The sequence below is a fragment of the Luteipulveratus flavus genome (genome assembly GCF_029439465.1).
Taxonomy (GTDB): Bacteria; Actinomycetota; Actinomycetes; order Actinomycetales; family Dermatophilaceae; genus Luteipulveratus; species Luteipulveratus flavus.
On the sequence record NZ_JAROAV010000010.1, the window covers coordinates 1 to 17,182 of the forward strand.

General features: G+C 72.2%; 16 protein-coding genes. 9 read left to right on the forward strand and 7 right to left on the reverse strand.

Features of this window, described 5'->3' with window-relative positions; translation table 11 throughout:
- The first annotated feature begins 193 nt into the window (after nucleotides 1-193).
- From tsf to rlmN, 5 genes are all read left to right on the forward strand, one after another.
- Complete coding sequence (gene tsf, locus P4R38_RS03095) at nucleotides 194-1,021, forward strand: translation elongation factor Ts (protein WP_277191003.1); 828 nt, start codon at nucleotides 194-196, stop codon at nucleotides 1,019-1,021.
- 148 nt (nucleotides 1,022-1,169) lie between these two features.
- Nucleotides 1,170-1,901, forward strand: coding sequence for a UMP kinase (gene pyrH / locus P4R38_RS03100; protein ID WP_275240822.1), 732 nt, complete (start codon nucleotides 1,170-1,172; stop codon nucleotides 1,899-1,901).
- A gap of 64 nt (nucleotides 1,902-1,965) precedes the next feature.
- Entirely contained in the window at nucleotides 1,966-2,532 is a 567-nt protein-coding gene (gene frr, locus P4R38_RS03105) for a ribosome recycling factor (RefSeq protein WP_275240823.1), read from the forward strand.
- A gap of 22 nt (nucleotides 2,533-2,554) precedes the next feature.
- Complete coding sequence (locus P4R38_RS03110; protein ID WP_277191004.1) at nucleotides 2,555-3,454, forward strand: phosphatidate cytidylyltransferase; 900 nt, start codon at nucleotides 2,555-2,557, stop codon at nucleotides 3,452-3,454.
- Nucleotides 3,451-4,614: a 23S rRNA (adenine(2503)-C(2))-methyltransferase RlmN gene (gene rlmN / locus P4R38_RS03115; protein ID WP_277191005.1), complete on the forward strand. Its 1,164-nt coding sequence runs from the start codon at nucleotides 3,451-3,453 to the stop codon at nucleotides 4,612-4,614. Before P4R38_RS03110 ends, rlmN begins: the two co-directional genes overlap by 4 nt.
- 26 nt (nucleotides 4,615-4,640) lie before the next feature.
- On the opposite strand, the gene P4R38_RS03120 is transcribed toward rlmN, so the two are convergent.
- Nucleotides 4,641-5,756 (reverse strand): LOG family protein, encoded by a 1,116-nt coding sequence (locus P4R38_RS03120; protein WP_277191006.1) that lies wholly within the window; start codon nucleotides 5,754-5,756, stop codon nucleotides 4,641-4,643.
- Between the two features lie 158 nt (nucleotides 5,757-5,914).
- On the opposite strand from P4R38_RS03120, the gene P4R38_RS03125 reads away from it, so the two are divergent.
- Both P4R38_RS03125 and P4R38_RS03130 read left to right on the forward strand, forming a co-directional pair.
- The gene (locus P4R38_RS03125; protein ID WP_277191007.1) at nucleotides 5,915-6,346 is read left to right on the forward strand and encodes a hypothetical protein; all 432 of its coding nucleotides are present in this window, start codon (nucleotides 5,915-5,917) and stop codon (nucleotides 6,344-6,346) included.
- 29 nt (nucleotides 6,347-6,375) lie between these two features.
- A complete protein-coding gene (locus P4R38_RS03130) occupies nucleotides 6,376-7,572 on the forward strand; it encodes an AAA family ATPase (protein ID WP_277191008.1) in 1,197 nt (398 codons plus the stop codon).
- A 7-nt stretch (nucleotides 7,573-7,579) separates the two neighbouring features.
- On the opposite strand, the gene P4R38_RS03135 is transcribed toward P4R38_RS03130, so the two are convergent.
- Genes P4R38_RS03135 through P4R38_RS03160 form a run of 6 tightly spaced genes read right to left on the reverse strand, consistent with a single transcriptional unit; the run spans nucleotide 7,580 to nucleotide 14,848 of the window.
- Entirely contained in the window at nucleotides 7,580-9,517 is a 1,938-nt protein-coding gene (locus P4R38_RS03135) for an APC family permease (RefSeq protein ID WP_277191204.1), read from the reverse strand.
- Nucleotides 9,518-9,543: 26 nt separating this feature from the next.
- Nucleotides 9,544-10,944, reverse strand: coding sequence for a hypothetical protein (locus P4R38_RS03140; protein WP_277191009.1), 1,401 nt, complete (start codon nucleotides 10,942-10,944; stop codon nucleotides 9,544-9,546).
- A 60-nt stretch (nucleotides 10,945-11,004) separates the two neighbouring features.
- A complete protein-coding gene (locus P4R38_RS03145; RefSeq protein WP_277191010.1) occupies nucleotides 11,005-11,856 on the reverse strand; it encodes an alpha/beta hydrolase in 852 nt (283 codons plus the stop codon).
- Between the two features lie 39 nt (nucleotides 11,857-11,895).
- The gene (locus tag P4R38_RS03150; protein ID WP_277191011.1) at nucleotides 11,896-12,966 is read right to left on the reverse strand and encodes a winged helix DNA-binding domain-containing protein; all 1,071 of its coding nucleotides are present in this window, start codon (nucleotides 12,964-12,966) and stop codon (nucleotides 11,896-11,898) included.
- 42 nt (nucleotides 12,967-13,008) lie between these two features.
- Nucleotides 13,009-13,581, reverse strand: a complete 573-nt coding sequence (locus P4R38_RS03155; protein ID WP_277191012.1) for a GNAT family N-acetyltransferase — start codon at nucleotides 13,579-13,581, stop codon at nucleotides 13,009-13,011.
- A gap of 10 nt (nucleotides 13,582-13,591) precedes the next feature.
- Nucleotides 13,592-14,848: a saccharopine dehydrogenase family protein gene (locus P4R38_RS03160; RefSeq protein ID WP_277191013.1), complete on the reverse strand. Its 1,257-nt coding sequence runs from the start codon at nucleotides 14,846-14,848 to the stop codon at nucleotides 13,592-13,594.
- 62 nt (nucleotides 14,849-14,910) lie between these two features.
- On the opposite strand from P4R38_RS03160, the gene P4R38_RS03165 reads away from it, so the two are divergent.
- Both P4R38_RS03165 and P4R38_RS03170 read left to right on the forward strand, forming a co-directional pair.
- Nucleotides 14,911-16,134: an NAD(P)/FAD-dependent oxidoreductase gene (locus P4R38_RS03165; RefSeq protein WP_277191014.1), complete on the forward strand. Its 1,224-nt coding sequence runs from the start codon at nucleotides 14,911-14,913 to the stop codon at nucleotides 16,132-16,134.
- A gap of 189 nt (nucleotides 16,135-16,323) precedes the next feature.
- A complete protein-coding gene (locus P4R38_RS03170; RefSeq protein ID WP_277191015.1) occupies nucleotides 16,324-17,076 on the forward strand; it encodes a methyltransferase domain-containing protein in 753 nt (250 codons plus the stop codon).
- Nucleotides 17,077-17,182: the final 106 nt, after the last annotated feature.

The following is a 17,182-nucleotide window of genomic DNA, read 5'->3' on the forward strand; positions in this document are numbered from 1 at the left end:
ACCGAGGCTCCGGCCGCGGACGCCGCGACCACCGAGGCTCCGGCCACGGACGCCGCGACCACCGAGGCTCCGGCCGCGGACGCCGCGACCACCGAGGCTCCGGCCGCGGACGACGCGTCGACCGACACCCCGGCCGAGCAGGCCTGACCACCCTTTCGCTGAACTCTCTTTCGAGAAGGAGCAACGCACACTCATGGCGAACTACACCGCCGCTGACATCAAGGCGCTGCGCGAGCAGACCGGTGCCGGCATGCTCGACGTCAAGAAGGCACTCGACGAGGCCGACGGCGACCAGGCCAAGGCCACCGAGATCCTGCGCGTCAAGGGTCTGAAGGGCGTCACCAAGCGCGAGGGCCGCGCGGCCTCCAACGGCCTGGTGGCCGGCAAGGTCGAGGACGGCGTCGGCACCCTCGTCGAGATCAACTGCGAGACCGACTTCGTCGCCAAGGGCGAGAAGTTCGTCGAGCTGGCCGGTCGCGTCCTGGACCAGGCCGTCGCCGTCAAGGCCACGGACGCGCAGGCTCTGCTCGCCAGCGAGCTGGACGGCAAGACCGTCCAGACCCTGCTGGACGAGGCCAACGCGACGATCGGCGAGAAGATCGAGGTCAAGCGCGTAGCCCGCCTGGAGGGCGACCACGTCGTCTCCTACATGCACAAGACCAGCCCCGACCTGCCCGCGCAGATCGGTGTGCTGGTGGCGACCAAGGGCGGCGACGAGGGCGTGGCCCGCGACATCGCGATGCACGTCGCGGCGTTCAGCCCGACCGTCCTGTCCCGTGACGAGGTCGACGCCGAGACGGTCGAGAACGAGCGTCGCGTCGCCGAGGCCACCGCGAAGGAGGAGGGCAAGCCCGAGGCCGCCCTGCCGAAGATCGTCGAGGGCCGGGTGAACTCCTACTTCAAGGACAACGTCCTGCTGGAGCAGCCGTTCGCCAAGGACACCAAGAAGACCGTGGCCAAGATCGCGGAGGAGGCCGGCGCGACGGTGACCGGCTTCGCCCGCTTCAAGGTCGGCGTCTGACACAGCACGTACGCCGGTCGTCCCCTCGCGGGGCGGCCGGCGTTCGCGTACCCGCCGGCGCAGGTTCACCCGTTCCGGCGGTTGCAGGTGTACCGGCCCGGATGTGGAAGACTGCCTCGACCCACACGCAGCACCGCTGGGAGGCGCCGTGACAGCAGTATCCGACCGCACGACGTACACGAGAGTTCTGCTGAAGCTCTCCGGTGAGGTGTTCGGCGGTGGTCGCGTCGGGCTCGACCCCGACGTGGTGAAGAGCATCGCCCAGCAGGTCGGCGCGGCGGCACGGTCGGGCGTGCAGGTGGCGGTCGTCATCGGCGGGGGCAACTTCTTCCGCGGTGCCGAGCTGCAGACCAAGGGCATGGACCGCGTGCGCGCCGACTACATGGGCATGCTCGGCATCGTCATGAACTGCCTGGCCCTGCAGGACTTCCTGGAGAAGGAGGGCGTGGACACCCGCGTGCAGACCGCCATCACCATGGGTCAGGTCGCCGAGCCGTACATCCCGCGCCGCGCGATCCGCCACATGGAGAAGGGCCGGGTCGTGATCTTCGGCGCCGGTATGGGCATGCCGTTCTTCTCCACCGACACGGTCGCGGTGCAGCGGGCGCTGGAGAGCCGCTGTGACGCGGTGCTGATGGCGAAGAGCGGTGTCGACGGTGTCTACACCGCCGACCCGAAGAAGGACCCGACGGCCACCCGTATCGATGAGCTGACCTACCAGGAGGCCCTGGAGCGGGAGCTGCGCGTCGTCGACCAGACGGCCTTCTCCCTGGCCGCCGAGAACAAGCTGCCGATGGTGGTGTTCTCGATGGAGCAGCAGGGTGCGATCACCAGCGCCCTGCGAGGTGAGAGGATCGGCACACTGGTCACACCGGCCTGAGCGGCCGGCGAGACCACCGTAGGGGCCGACCGGCCCTCAGCCAGCGACGAGGAGTTCCACCACCATGGACGGCAGTATCGACGACAGCCTGCTCGAGGCCGAGGAGAAGATGGAGAAGGCCGTCGAGGTCGCCAAGGAGGACTTCGCGGGCATCCGCACCGGCCGCGCCAACGCCGGCATGTTCAACAAGCTCACGGTCGACTACTACGGTGCGCCGACCCCGCTGCAGCAGCTGGCCTCGTTCCAGACGCCCGAGGCGCGCACGATCCTGGTGCAGCCGTTCGACAAGGGCTCGATGTCGGCCATCGAGAAGACGCTGCGCGAGTCGGACCTCGGGGTGAACCCCAGCAACGACGGCAACGTCATCCGCATCGTCCTGCCGCAGCTCACCGAGGAGCGGCGCCGCGACTACATCAAGCTGGCCCGCCACAAGGGCGAGGACGCCAAGGTCTCCATCCGCAACATCCGCCGTAAGGCGAAGGAGGAGATCGACCGCTTCGTCAAGGACGGCGACGTCGGCGAGGACGAGGGCGCGCGCGGTGAGAAGGAGCTGGAGTCCACCACCAAGAAGTACGTCGACCAGATCGACGGCCTCCTGAAGGGTAAGGAAGCCGAGCTGCTCGAGGTCTGAGGACCATCGGCACGGCCAGAAGATGATGTCCACCGAAGCACCCGGACCGGCGTCGCGTCGCGAGGCTCGCGGCGCGAGCCTCGGCTCGACCCCGGTCGCGCCCAACCCGCCGCCGCGCGCAGGTCGCAACCTGCCGATGGCGATCGGGGTCGGCGTGCTGCTCGGCGCCCTGGTGCTCGCGTCGTTGGTGGTGCGCAAGGAGGCGTTCGTCGCGCTCGTGACGGCTGCCTCGGTGGTGGCGGCGATCGAGCTGCTGAACGGCTTGAGCAAGGCGAAGATCCATCCGCCGACGATCCCGACCCTCGCCGCGGCGGCGGTGCTGCCGGTTCTCGCGTACGTCTGGGGTCCGCGGGTGCTCGCGCCCGCGATCGTCGTCGCGATCCTGGCCATCGTGATCTGGGGCGCGCTGTACGCCGACGGCCCCTCGGCGCTGCGGGACGTGGCCGGCGGCGTGATGGTGGTGCTCTACGTCCCCGCGCTGGTGGGCTTCGCGATGATGCTGCTGCGGCCGGACGACGGCGTGGGCCGCATCATCACCTTCGTCGTGGTCACGATCGCCAGCGACATCGGTGGGTACGCCGTGGGTGCCGCCACCGGCAAGCACCCGATGGCCCCGTCGGTCAGCCCGAAGAAGTCCTGGGAGGGCTTCGCGGGCTCGGCGGTGTCCTGCATCGTCGCCGGCGCGCTCTGCGTGACCTTGATCCTGGACGGCGACTGGTGGGTCGGTGCACTGCTCGGCGCCCTGGTCGTGGTGGCGGCCACCGTCGGTGACCTGTGCGAGTCGATGATCAAGCGCGACCTCGGCATCAAGGACATGAGCAACCTGATCCCCGGGCACGGGGGGCTGATGGACCGGCTGGACTCCCTGCTGCTGGCCGTCCCCGTCGTCTGGGCCGTACTGACCCCGTGGGTGGCGTCATGACCGATCTGCCCGACCCCGTACGCCGTCCGCAGCCCGGGCAGCTGACCTTCGCCGCGCCCCGCCGCGGGAAGCCGCCGAAGCACCTGGCCGACCTCGACTCGGCCGAGCGCAAGGCCGCCGTCGAGGAGATGGGGCATCAGGGGTTCCGCGCCAAGCAGCTCTCGACGCACTACTTCGAGCGCCTGGTCGACGACCCGGACGCGATGACGGACCTGCCGAAGAACGCCCGTCAGGACCTCGTCTCGGGTCTGCTGCCGACGCTGCTCACGCCGGTCCGGGAGCTGCGAGCCGACGCCGGCGCCACCATCAAGCAGGTGTGGCGGCTGTTCGACGGCGCCCTGGTCGAGTCGGTGCTGATGCGCTACCCCGGTCGGGTCACGATGTGCATCTCCAGCCAGGCCGGCTGCGGGATGAACTGCCCGTTCTGCGCGACCGGGCAGGAGGGTCTGACTCGCAACCTGTCGACCGCCGAGATCGTCGAGCAGGTCGTCGCGGGTGCGCGGTCGTTGCGCCACGGCGACCTCGCCGGCGAGCGTGACGCGGAGGAGGTCGAGTCCCCGCTGCGCGTCTCGAACGTCGTCTTCATGGGCATGGGGGAGGCGCTGGCCAACTACCGGCAGGCGATCAACGCCATCCGCCGGCTGACGGATCCCGCGCCGGACGGCCTCGGCATGTCCGCCCGTGGCATCACCATGTCGACGGTCGGCCTGGTCCCGGCGATCGACAAGCTGGCGGCGGAGGGCATCCCGGTGACCCTGGCCCTGTCGTTGCACGCACCGGACGACGAGCTGCGCAACGAGCTGGTGCCGATCAACACGCGGTGGACGGTCGACGAGGCGATCGACGCCGCGTACCGCTACTACCGCGCCACGGGCCGGCGGGTGTCGATCGAGTACGCCCTGATCAAGGACATCAACGACCACGGCTGGCGCGCGGACCTGCTCGGCCAGAAGCTGAACCAGCGGGGCAAGGGGTGGGTGCACGTCAACCCGATCCCGCTGAACCCGACCCCGGGCTCGAAGTGGACCGCCTCGCGACGCGGGGTCGAGCAGAACTTCGTCGAACGGCTTCGCGCGCACGGTATCCCGACGACGGTCCGCGACACCCGCGGCTCCGAGATCGACGGCGCCTGCGGCCAGCTCGCCGCGTCCACGGCTTGAGCCGCCCGCCGCGACGACGCCGGTGGTCAGCGAGCGCGGCTGACCTGTGCCGTCAGCAGCTCGGCCGCGTCGGTGACGGTGTCGACCAGGTGCACGACCGGTTCCATCGCCCGACCGCGCGCCATGGCCTGCAGCGGCTGCCACACCGGCGTCGACCCCGTCCAGTGGTCGCGGCCGACGAGGACCAGCGGCGGTAGGCCGGCGTCCTCGGGGGCGTAGTACAGCCGGGTCACGATCTGGAAGATCTCCTGCACCGTCCCGGCCGCGCCCGGCAGCACGACGATGCCCGCGTCGCAGCGCGCCAGCAGGATGTCCTCCCGCAGGGCGTTGGAGAAGAACTTGGCGACGGCGTCGGCGAACAGGTTGGGCGGCTCGTGGCCGTAGAACCAGGTGGGTACGCCCAGGCTGCGCGGCGTCGCCGCCGGCTCGGTGAGGCAGCTGTCGCGCACCTGAACGGCGGTCTCGGCCCACGCCTGCACCGACGGACGGAACGACGGTACGGCGGCGAGCAGGTCCAGCGCCCGGTCGAGTGCGGCCGGGTCCGAGCAAGAGGCACCGAGGTTGGCGGCCTCCATCGCGCCGGGTCCGCCGCCCGTCGCGACCAGGAGCCCGGCGCCGGCTAGGGTGTGCCCGAGGTGGGCGGCGTCCGCGAAGGCGGGAGTACCGCGCTCCACCGCGTGCCCGCCCATCACGCCGACCGTGCGTCGCGCCACCAGCAGCTCGTCCAGCGCGTCGCTCATCGAGTGGTCGTGGATCGCGCGCAGCAGCGTCACGAACGCGTCGTGCCGCAGGCCGGGATCCTGCGCCCAGGCGTACGCCTGGGCGTCCGGGGTGGCGGCGTACCCGCCGTCGTGCAGACCCGCGTACAGCTCGGTCGGGGCGTACAGGCGCGAGCGGTACGGATCGACCGGCGCCGACGGAGCGCTCGGGAAGATGGTGGCTCCCTGCTCCCGCAGCGCGTGCTCCAGCTCCGGGGTGAGAACGCCGCCGAGCACGACGAGCCCGTGCGCGTCCCGGGCGAGCAGGCGGGCGCCGACCGGCCCGGTCAGGTCGAGGTCCTGCAGCCGTAGGCCGTGCAGCGGACGCCCCGCGCGGAGCACCTCCTCGAGCTGGTCCAGCGTCTCGATCTCCGTCGTGGGCATGGGTGCATCCTGCCGTCTCCGGGGCCCCGTCACGGTTCGATCACACGCTGAGACCGACCCCAACCCGGCGAACCGGCCGGGCGTCTGTGCGGGTGCCGGCGGCCACGCCGGTACCACTCGGGGACGCGGGCTCACGCCCGCAGGAGGAGCATCGATCCATGAAGCGCACCATCCTGTCCATCGCCGCGGCCGGCCTCGTCGGCGTCGCCATGGTGTCCGGAGCCGACACGGGTTCGGCGTCCACACCGACGGATTCGGGTGCGAAGGTCGTCGTGAAGCCCACGGCATCCACCCCGTCGGCGGCCACGCGGGCGGCGATCGTCAAGGCCGTCGAGAAGAGTCCGCTGCTCGGCGAGGTACCGCCGACCGGCGTGGTGGTGAACCGGATCCGGGTCTCCTCGGTGGGCGGCTCCTGGGCCTCGGCGCTCGTCGCGCCCCGCAGCTCCGACGTCGACCCCGCGCAGGTCGTGCTGCACCACACCGCGAAGGGCTGGACGGTCAAGGACCTCGGCACCGACCAGGTCGGCTGCGGCATGACCACCGCCCGGGTCCGGTCCGACCTGCGGCTGTGGGGAGTCTGCGCCTCCTGACTGTCCGGGCCCGGCTCTAGGTTGGGCGCATGCTGACGACCGTCGCCGTCTCGGGGTACCGGTCGCTGCGCGAGGTCGTCGTGCCGTTGCACGGTCTCGACGTCGTGACCGGCGCCAACGGCAGCGGGAAGTCCAGCCTTTACCGCGCGCTGCGCCTGCTGGCCGGGTGCGGCCGCGGGGAGGCGGTCGGTGCGCTGGCCCGCGAGGGCGGCCTGTCCTCGGCGCTGTGGGCCGGGCCCGCCACGCTCGACGGGCCGCGGCGGGGCGGTCACCAGGTGCAGGGGACCGTTCGCAAGGGCCCGATCAGCCTGCGGCTGGGGTTCGCCTCGGAGGACTTCGGCTACCTCGTCGACCTCGGCCTGCCGCAGCAGGCTCCGGGGTACGAGTCCGCCTTCCTGCGCGACCCCGAGGTCAAGCGCGAGGTCGTCTGGAGCGGTCCGGTGATGCGGCCGGGCGCCGTCCTCGTCCGGCGCCGCTGGTCGGTCGTCGAGGTCCGCGAGGGGCGCGGCTGGCGCGAGCTGAGCCGCGGCCTGGCTCCGTGGGAGAGCATGATCACCGAGCTCGCGGACCCGCAGTACGCGCCGGAGCTGATCGCCGTCCGCCGGATGCTGCGGTCCTGGCGGTTCTACGACGGCTTCCGCAGCGACGCGGCCGCGCCGGCCCGGCAGCTGCAGGTCGGGACCCGTACGCCGGTGCTCGCCGACGACGGGGCCGACCTCGCCGCGGCCCTGCAGACGATCCGCGAGGGCGGCGGACGGGAGCTCGACACCGCGGTGGCGGACGCGTTCGACAGCGCCCGGCTGGAGGTCGCCGTGGTGGACGGGCGGTTCGAGGTGCAGCTGCACCAGCCGGGCATGCTGCGCCCGCTGTCGGTGGCCGAGCTGTCGGACGGCACGCTGCGCTACCTGCTGTGGGCGGCGGCCCTCCTGACGGTCTCGCCACCGGCGCTGATGGTGCTGAACGAGCCGGAGACGTCCCTGCACCCGGACCTGCTCGCCCCGCTGGCGCGGATGATCAGGCAGGCGGCGGCGTACACGCAGGTGGTCGTCGTGACCCACTCCGCTCCGCTGATCGACGCGCTGGAGATCTCTAAGGACGACGACGCACCGGTCGGGCTCGGGACACCCGCGCGGCTGGTCCGCCTCGTGAAGGACCTGGGCGAGACGTCGGTCGAGGGTCAGGGCCTGCTGACCGTGCCGGCGTGGGAGTGGGGGAGCCGCCGCTGACCGCTCCTCAGCCGCCGACGTGGATGTACGGGCGGCGTGACTCGTCGGGCTCGGCGCGCCGCAGGATCTCGTGGGTGAGCGGCGGGATGTCGCCCTCGCCGGCGAGCAGGAAGCGCAGGACGTTCTGCCCCGGCGCCTGCTCGCTCCACTCGAAGTAGGCGTGCGGCGGCCGCTCGGCGTGGTCGCGGACGTACAGCAGGACGGCGGCGAGGACGTTGGGCACGCTGGTCCCGACCGCGCGCAGGACGCGGTGCTTGCCGATCGTGGTCCCGGTGACGCGCACCGGTGAGGTGAAGTCGCTCGCGTCGGAGATCTCGACCTCGAGGAAGAGCGCCTCCTCGCCCTCGGACAGGTGGTTGTCCAGGCGCACCTCCAGGGACTTCTCGACGTACTCCTCGTCGTCGCCCGCGTCGAGCTTGTTGGCGATGAACCGCAGCGGCTCGCCGGGACGCGCCGCGTCACGGATCAGCTCGTGCGCCACGTCGTCGAGCACGACCTGCTGCACCCGCAGCTCGGTGCTGCGCTGGATCCGCGAGGTGACGCTGATGACGACGATCATGGCCACGAACAGCAGCGCGATGAGCAGACCCTCCGGGTCCTTCACGACGGTGACGGCGCTGGTGTAGACGAAGACCGCGCTCACGACGGCGAACAGCACGGTGTTGCGCCGGTGGCCACGCTTCAGCTCGGTGAGGAACACCGCGACCGCCGCCGAGGTCATCAGCGCCAGAACGCCGGTCGCGTACGCACCCGCCTGCGCGTCGACCTCGGCGCGGAAGAAGAGCGTCACCAGTGCCGCGATCACGGTGAGGACCACGACCAGCGGGCGGGTCGATCGCGCCCAGTCCGGAGCCATGCCGTACCGCGGGAGGTAGCGGGGGACGATGTTCAGCAAGCCGGCCATGGCGGACGCACCGGCGAACCACAGGATGCCGATGGTGGCGACGTCGTACGCCGTCCCGAAGCCCTCACCGAGACGCTCGTGGGCCAGGTAGGCGAGGGCGCGCCCGTTCGCCTCGCCGCCGGCCTCGAACGCCTCGTGCGGGATCAGCACCGTGGTGACCAGGGAGGAGCTGATCAGCAGCACGCTCATGATGAGCGCGGCCGTCGTCAGCAGCTTCTTGGCGTTGCGGATGCGCCCGAGCGGTCGCTGCTGGGTGTCGTCGGGGTCGCCCTTGACCAGCGGCATGACCACGACACCGGTCTCGAACCCGGACAGGCCGAGCGCCAGCGCCGGGAACACCAGCAGCGCAGCGCCGATGACCCCGAACGGCAGGCTGTGCTCCACGCTCATGGCGTCGGTCCAGTCGCCCAGCCGGTCCGGGTGGGTGACGACCTCCAGGAGTCCGTCGCCGATGACGACAGCACTGAGCCCCAGGTAGGCGACGACGAGCACCACCGCGACCCCGATCGCCTCGGTGAACCCCTTCAGGAACACCGCGGCCAGCAGCGCGATCAGCGTCAGCGTGACGACGACCTGGGCGCCGGAGAGCTGGTCGTGGACGAACGGGTTCTCGATCAGGTGGGCGCTGGCGTCCGCGGCCGACAGCGTGATGGTGATGATGAAGCCGGTCGCGACGAAGCCCAGCAGTGCCAGCACGAGCAGCTTGCTGCCCCAGTAGCTGAGCAGCCGCTCCAGCATCGAGAGGCTGCCGTCACCGCGCGGGCTCTCCGTGGCGACCCGGCGGTACATCGGCAGGGCGCCGAACAGGGTGATGAGGACCAGGACGAGGGTGGCGACCGGTGCAACCGCCCCGGCCGCGAGGGCGGCGATCCCGGGCTGGTAGCCGAGCGTGGAGAAGTAGTCCACGCCGGTGAGGCACATGACCTTCCACCACGGCTGGACGTGGTGCTGGCTGGTCGCCTCGCGCTCGTCCTCGTAGTACCCACCCGGGTCGGCCTTCTCGGCGTCCAGGAACCACGTCCGGAAACGCTCGCGGGTCATCGTCACGACCCCGAAGCGTAGACGGTTCAGCGAACAGCGGGCGCAGCCGCCAGGGGGCCGAGCGCCGTACCCCACAGGCGGTCGGAGAGGGCGAACACCTCGGGCGCGAGCGGTGCGAGTCTCGGTCCGGGCGCCACGGCGCGTGGCGTGTAACGCACGAGCGCTCCCGTCAGGTGCGGTCCGAGCTGCAGCTCGCCGTCCGCAGCGTCCACGTCCCGGGTGAGGCGCAAGCCGTCCGGCGTCCTGCGGACCAGGACGGACGTGGTCCGTCCGGGCCGGACGTGGGTGCTCAGGGTGTAGACCGAGCCGTAGCGTGCAGCGTCCGCCGCCTGGACGACGGTCTGCTCCAGGTCGGACGCCGGGATGCCCGGGTCGACGCCGCGCAGGACGAGGTCGTGCAAGCGGTCCAGCGGCAGGTCGGGCAGGCCCTTGCCGATCGTGCTGATCCCGCCGGAGAAGCGCGGGTTCAGCTCGTGCGGTCGGAAGCCGTCGGCGGTGAGCACGCCGTCGATCCCGAACGCGCCGCGGTATCCGTGCCGCTCGGCGAGGACGGCGCCGGCGCGGCGGGCGACGTCGCGCATCGCCTCCCGGTCCGTGGGTGCGGGGTCCCATCCGGTGGAGATCCCGGCGTACACGAACTTGGCCGAGTCCGGACGACGCAGCACGATCAGCTCGACCGGTCGCAGCGCCGCCACCCCGTCCGGCAGGACGATGCCGTGGATGCTGCACGGCACGCCCTCCAGGAACGGCATGAGACGGGCGCACCGCGCGTACGAGGCGAGCTGCTCGTACGCGGTCGTCGCCGTGGCGTCGTCGCGCACCCAGAACACGCGGTCGGCGCCGCCGTTCATGCCGTCGGAGGCGTCGGCGGACCACACCGTGCCGTGCCCCTGGTCGAGCCGGGCCGCCGCGGCGCGCAGCGTGTCGCGCTCGACCGGGAGGACGATCTCCTCGACGTGCGGCACGCCCGCGGCGGACCACAGGTCGAGGCTGAGGGTCTTGTCCTCCAGCGCGGTGTACGCCGGTGGCCGACCGCCCAGGGTGTCTCGCCCCTGGTAGGTCTCCAGGGTCACCGGCAGCAGGCACAGCGCGAGCGCCGTGCAGTCGGGGTCGAAGGCAGCGAGGGCGTCGAGCGCCTCCTGCGGCGGAGCGGCGACGAACTGCTGCCACACCCGGATCTCGTCCGCGATCGAGCGGATCGGCGCGCCCGGGCAGACCACGCAGCGGACGTCGTCGCCGGCGGGCAGGTCGCCGGTTCCGGTCCCGAGGGCCAGGACGAGGACGTCCGAGGCGCCGTTGCGGCGCAGCGCTTCGATGCGCCCGGTGGCTCCGGCCAGGACGCCGCAGACGATGACCACGCGACGCCCGGCGACGGCGCTCGCGGCGAGCTCCTGCAGGCGGTCGGTGATCTGCTCGGCGTCGGGCATGGCGCACACCGTAGCCGCGCGGCCGACCGGCGCCGGGGTGGACCGGCCGCGCGGCGCCGCCTACTTCTGCTCCGTCACCACGCCGGACGGCACCGGTGCGGCCGGAGCACCCTTCAGCTGCTGGTCGAACCACCCACCGAGCAGGTTCTGGCTGACGGAGAGCTGCGTGGCGCGCGAGATCGTGCCGGAGTCGCAGCCGAGCCCGAAGTAGGACGTGGAGTCGGCGAACCCGCAGTGGTACCCGCCGGTGATCGAGGCCCACCGCGCGGGTGCGGGCTTGGCGTCGTACATGCGCCGGGTGGTGCTCGGCGCGACGACGCCGTCGACGGATCCGACGACGAAGAGGGCCGGTGCGGTGATGCCGGCGGAGGCGGTCGTGGCCGAGGGGTTCGTCTCGGCGGCGGCCAGCGTCGCGACCGTCTCGAGCTCGGGGTGCCGGTCGGCGGCGAGCAGTGCGGCGCCGCCACCCATCGAGTGGCCGGACACGGCGTCCAGCGTGGGGCTGGCGTTGGGCTGGGTGGAGCGCGCCCAGGTGACCGCGCCCCACAGGTCGTCGGCGAACCGCCCGTGCTTCGGGAAGAATCCGGTCTCGCTGTCGGGCGCCACGACGACATAGCCGCGGGCGGCGAGGGCCCTCACCGTGGAGTCGTACCGGCCGGCGCCCTGCAGGAACCCGTGGCCGAAGGCGATCACCGGGTACGCGCCCGGCGCGCTGCCGGTCGGCTGCGCGAGGCGCGCGTTGAAGGAGCGGTCACCGACGCGGACGCTGACGGTGCTGATCGTGACGGGCAGAACGGCGACGGAGGCGCTCGTCGCCGGTCGCGCCGGAGTGGGGGAGGCGGCGGCCGTTCCGGCCGGAGTGGCGACTGCGGCGAGGAGCGCGACGACGGTGGCGCGCGTGCGGAGGCTCATGCGCTGACGCTAGCGGCGGCCAGGGGCAGCGACCAGACCTCAGACGCGCCCGTTCCTGGTCGGCAGGGCGCGGGTCAGCGCGGGCAACCTGCGCTCCAGGGCCAGCGGCAGCGAGCCGAACGCCGTCACCTGCACGGACTCACCGGCCTTCCGCGGCCGACGCCAGGTGCCGACCACCTGGCCGCGCTGCACGACCAGCGGTAGGAAGACGCCGTTGCCGCCCGGCACGACTCGCTCCAGGTCGTGCCCACCGAGCAGGGCGGACCGGTCGGTGTAACCGATGAGGATCTCGTCGAACGCAGGCAGCAGCATCGGCGCCGCCGTCGCGCGCCGGTGCTCGGCGTAGGCGTCCGGAAGGGCCGGGTCGAGGAGGTACTCCGTGCCGTCGATCGTCAATGACGCCAACACCTCTCGGACCTGCGGCAGCAGCGGCCGGACCTCGGAGACGAGCAGCTTGGTCCACCAGAGGAAGTCGCGCAGCGTCGCGGGGCCATGGCTGCGGAAGTAGCGGACCGCCCACTCGACGACTGCCTCCTCGCGTTCCAGCCGCCGCGGCTGCCGGATCCAGCGGTCGGTGCGGACGACCTCCTGCTGACCGCCGCGTACCGGACCCAGGCACACGACGTGCCGGTGGGCGAGCAGGCCGAGCAGGTGGACGCCACGCTGGCCCGTCGTGTCGACGCCGCCCTCCTCCCAGGCGGCCATCAGCTCCGCACGGGTCAGCCCGCAGCCGTCCAGTGCGGCCGTGGCGATCGACTCCGCGCGGCTCTGCACCGCCGGGGTGAGGCCGAGCTCTTCGTGCCGCCGCCTCGCCTGCCGCACCTGCCGCTCGCTGGTGAGCCCCAGCATCCAGCCGAGGTCGGGTGCGGCGACCAGGTGCAGCGTGCCGCGCATCGGCCACGAGCGGACCACCGTCCCGGCGTCGAGTGCCTCGTGCACCGGTGCGTACGACGACGCCCCGACCCGCAGCGCCACCGCCGTACGAGCAGCGCCGAGGTCCTGCGCCTGGGTGCAGCCCATCCAGGAGACGACATCGGCGACATGGGTCGCGGGCGGGACGAGACGTTGGGCGACGAGACGCATGCGGGCGACGTCGGCGAGGGTCGTCATGCGAGCGACGCTAGCGGCGAACGCGGACAGGAACGGTCCGCCTCAGCGCAGGTCGAGCCGCATCAGTACCCGTGGGAACCCGTTCAGCACCGAGTCGGTCGGTGCGGCGACCTCGAAGCCGGCGGCCTCGAAGAGCGCCCGGGTGCCGACGTACGCCATGGTCGGGTCGACCCGCTCTCCGCCGTTGTCGACCGGGTACGCCTCCAGCACGGGCGCGTCGTGGTCCCGGGCGAACGCGACGGCTCCGGCGACGAGGTGGTGGGAGATGCCCTGCTTGCGGTGGCCCGGGCGGACACGCACGCACCACACCGACCAGACCGCCTGGTCGTCCACGTGCGGGATCTTCCGGCTGGTGGCGAAGGTCGTCTCGCTGCGAGGTGCGACGGCCGCCCACCCGGCGACCTCGTCGCCGTCGTAGGCGAGCACGCCGGGCGCGGGCTTGCGCCGGCACAGCCCCTTCATGTACTCGCCGCGTGCGGTGCCCACCAGGGCGCGGTTCTCCTTGGCCGGGATGCGGTAGCTGAGGCACCAGCACACGTTGGCGTCGGGCCGCTTCGGTCCGAGCACGGCGGCGACGTCGGTGAACCTCGTGGCCGGTCGCACCTCGATCGCCACGACGGGCTCCTCAGACCCGCTCTGCGGTGCAGGTGAAGCCCTTCGCCCGCAGCCGGTCGACGAGAACGTCACCCAGCGCGGTCGCGGGCGTCAGCACGCCGCCGTTCATCCCGGCGGGCAGCGGGCAGCGGTCCCGCTCGAGCGCGAGGCACAGAGCGCTCTCGCCGAGCATGACGGCGGTGGCCGCGTACCCCGGATCACCCTGTGCCCCAACGATGCTGCGGTACTGCGAGCCGTCCGTCGTCGTCGTCCGGACCTCCATCCGGAAGAAGCCCTCGACCTGCGCCTTCTCGCTCGGGCCCTCGCCGGGGGAGGGCAGCAGCCGGTCGGTCACGGGACGAAGGAGCGGCACGTTGAGGGCGGCGAAGCCGGCGCCGAGGGCACCCGCGACGGCGTACGCGGTCGCACGACCCTTCGTCCCGTCGCCCGTACGCATGACCTCGCGGTAGCGGAAGCCCTTGCCGTACGCGTGGCCGAGCAGGGCGTTGCTCCGTCGGACGATCCGGGTGTTGAACATCGCCATGACGAAAGGCGCCGTCCAGGAACGGATCTCGTCGCTGTGGCGGACGGCGGCCGAGTCCTTCCACTCGCCCTTCGGCTCGGCGGCGCGGTCAGGGCTCAGGGCGAACTTGTCGAGCGCGACCGACCGGGCCGCCTTGTCGCCGCGGATCTCGTCCAGCTGCTGCCGCGCCGACGCGATCGTGCCGCCGCTGAACCCGCCCTTGAGCGTGGCGTACAGCGTGGTGTCGGTGAGCTCGCCGGCACCGTCGGCCTGCGCCTGCTTGGCCGCGAGCATGACCGCGAGGTCGGAGGGCACCGAGTCGAAGCCGCAGCTGTGCACGATCCGGGCGCCGGACGCCTCGGCGATCTCCTGCACGCGGTCGATCGACTTGCGGACGAAGAGCACCTCACCGGTCAGGTCGACGTAGTCGGTGCCGGTCCGGGCGCACGCCTCGACCAGCGGCAGACCGTACGACGCGTACGGGCCGACGGTCGTGATGACGACCTGGGTGCGCTCGGCCAGCGCCGCGAGGGAGGCCGTGTCGGTGGCGTCCGCGACGATCAGCTCCCAGTCGGCTGCGTTCGCGCCGAGCTCGGTGCGGACCTTCTCCAGCCGCTCGCGGCTCCGTCCGGCCAGGCCGATCCGGGTCCCCTCCGGAGCGGCTGCGGCGAGATGGCGGGCGGTCAGCCGTCCGACGAAGCCGGTCGCGCCGTACAGCACGACATGCAGGTCACGGGTGGGGCGGGAAGCGCTGGCGGGACTCATGGCACCCACCGTAGGACGACCACCTCTTGCAGGTCCGAGGCGGAGGGGTATGGGGTGGGCACATGACCTCGACTGATGAGCGGACGATCGTGGTGGTGGGTGGCGGCCTGGCGGGCGCCAAGGCGGTGGAGGCGTTGCGCGAGCAGGGTTTCGACGGGTCGCTGGTGCTGCTCGCCGCAGAGGACCGGCTGCCGTACGAGCGACCACCGCTGTCCAAGGAGTACCTGCAGACCGGCGAGGGCCTGGACGACACGACGGTCCACCCGCGGGAGTGGTACGACGAGCAGCGGATCGACCTGCGGCTCGGTCAGCGCGCGACCGGGTTCGACCCGGCCGCGCGGACGGTGACGACCTCCGCCGGCGAGCATCTCGCCTACGACGTCCTGCTGCTCGCGACCGGTGCCCAGCCGCGAACCCTGGACCTGCCGGGGGCGGATCTCGACGGCGTGCTGACGCTGCGCACCGTCGCCGACAGCGACCGGCTCCGGGCCGCCTTCACCGAGGACGCGCGGGTGGTCGTCGTCGGGGGCGGCTGGATCGGTCTGGAGACCGCGGCAGCCGCCCGGACGGCCGGGGCGTCGGTCACGGTGCTGGAGTCGTTGGAGCTCCCGCTGCTGCGGGTCCTCGGGCCGAGGATGGCGACGATGTTCGCGCAGCTGCACCGGGAGCACGGGGTGGACCTGCGCACCGAGACCGAGGTCGAGGGCTTCGAGGGCGACGGGAGCGTGACCGGCGTCCGGCTGCGCTCCGGCGAGGTGCTGCCTGCCGACGTCGTCGTCGTGGGCGTCGGCGCGGCCCCGGACGTCGAGCTCGCCGAGGCCGCCGGGCTGCGGATCGACAACGGCGTCGTGACCGACGCGCACGGGCAGACCAGTGACGAGCACGTCTACGCCGTCGGAGACGTCGCGCAGTACCCGGATGCGTTGTCCGGCAAGCACATTCGCGTCGAGCACTGGGCCAACGCACTCAACCACCCGGCCGCGGTGGCGAGCGGGATGCTCGGCAAGGACGCGACGTACGACGACCTCCCGTACTTCTTCACCGACCAGTACGACCTCGGGATGGAGTACGTCGGTCTCGGCGAGGCCTCCGACGACGTCGTGGTCCGCGGCGACCTCGACAAGCGCGAGCTGATCGCGTTCTGGGTCCGAGACGGTCGGGTGCGCGCCGGGATGAACGTGAACGTGTGGGACGTGGTCGATGACGTCAAGGCGCTGATCCGGTCCGAGAAGCCGGTCGACCTGCAGCGCCTCGCCGACCCCGACGTGCCGCTGACCTCCGTCTAGCCACCCACCCACCCCGCCGGTCGACTGGGGGCGGCCACCCATCCCGCCGGTCAAGTTAGGGGCGGCCACCCATCCGCCGGTCGAGTAGGGGCGAACGAAGTGATGCCCCTTATCGAGACCAGCCGAGCGCGGTCGCGGAGTCTCGATAAGGGCTCGCCTCCTCGACCGGTGACGCAGCAGGGTGGGGACATGACGTCGTACGAGGAGCTGGTCGCCGAGGCGGCCACCGTGGACGTCAGCGGATGGGACTTCTCCTGGCTGGACGGGCGGGCGAGCGAGGAGCGGCCCTCCTGGGGCTACCAGCGACTGCTGCGCCGTCGGTTCGCCTCGGCGCGGTCGGCGCTCGACCTGCAGACCGGCGGCGCCGAGGTCGTGGCCGGTGCAGGGCCACTGCCTGCGCGGTTCGTCGCCACCGAGTCGTGGGCGCCGAACCTCGCCGTGGCGCGGCGTGCCCTCGGACCGCTGGGTGGTCAGGTCGTCCTGGCGCCGGACGAGGGCCCGCTGCCGCTGGCGGACGCCTCGTTCGACCTGGTGACGACACGGCACCCGGTCGTGACCCCATGGGCGGAGGCGGCGCGGGTGCTCGCGCCGGGCGGCACGTTCTTCTCCCAGCAGGTCGGGCCGGACAGCGCCCGCGAGCTCAGTGAATGGTTCCTCGGCCCGTGGCCTCCCGGTCCGCAGGCTCGTGACCCGGAGGTGGCACGGGCACGTGCCACCGGGGCCGGTCTCGACGTGCTCGACCTGCGGCTGGAGCGGTTGCGGATGGAGCTGCTGGACATCGGCGCCGTCGTCTACATCCTGCGCAAGTGTCCGTGGTGGGTCCCCGAGTTCTCGGTGGAGCGGTACGGGGACCGGCTGCGCGCGCTGCACGACCTCATCGAGGTGGACGGTGCGTTCGTTGCGCACTCGACGCGGTTCCTGATCGAGGCCCGCAGGCGGTGAGTCTCCCGGCGGCTCACCAGGTTTCGACACGGGCTCCGCTAGCGCTCCGCCCGGCTCAACCAGCGATGGGCGGCTCGACCAGCGGTGGCCGGCTCGCCCGGCTCAA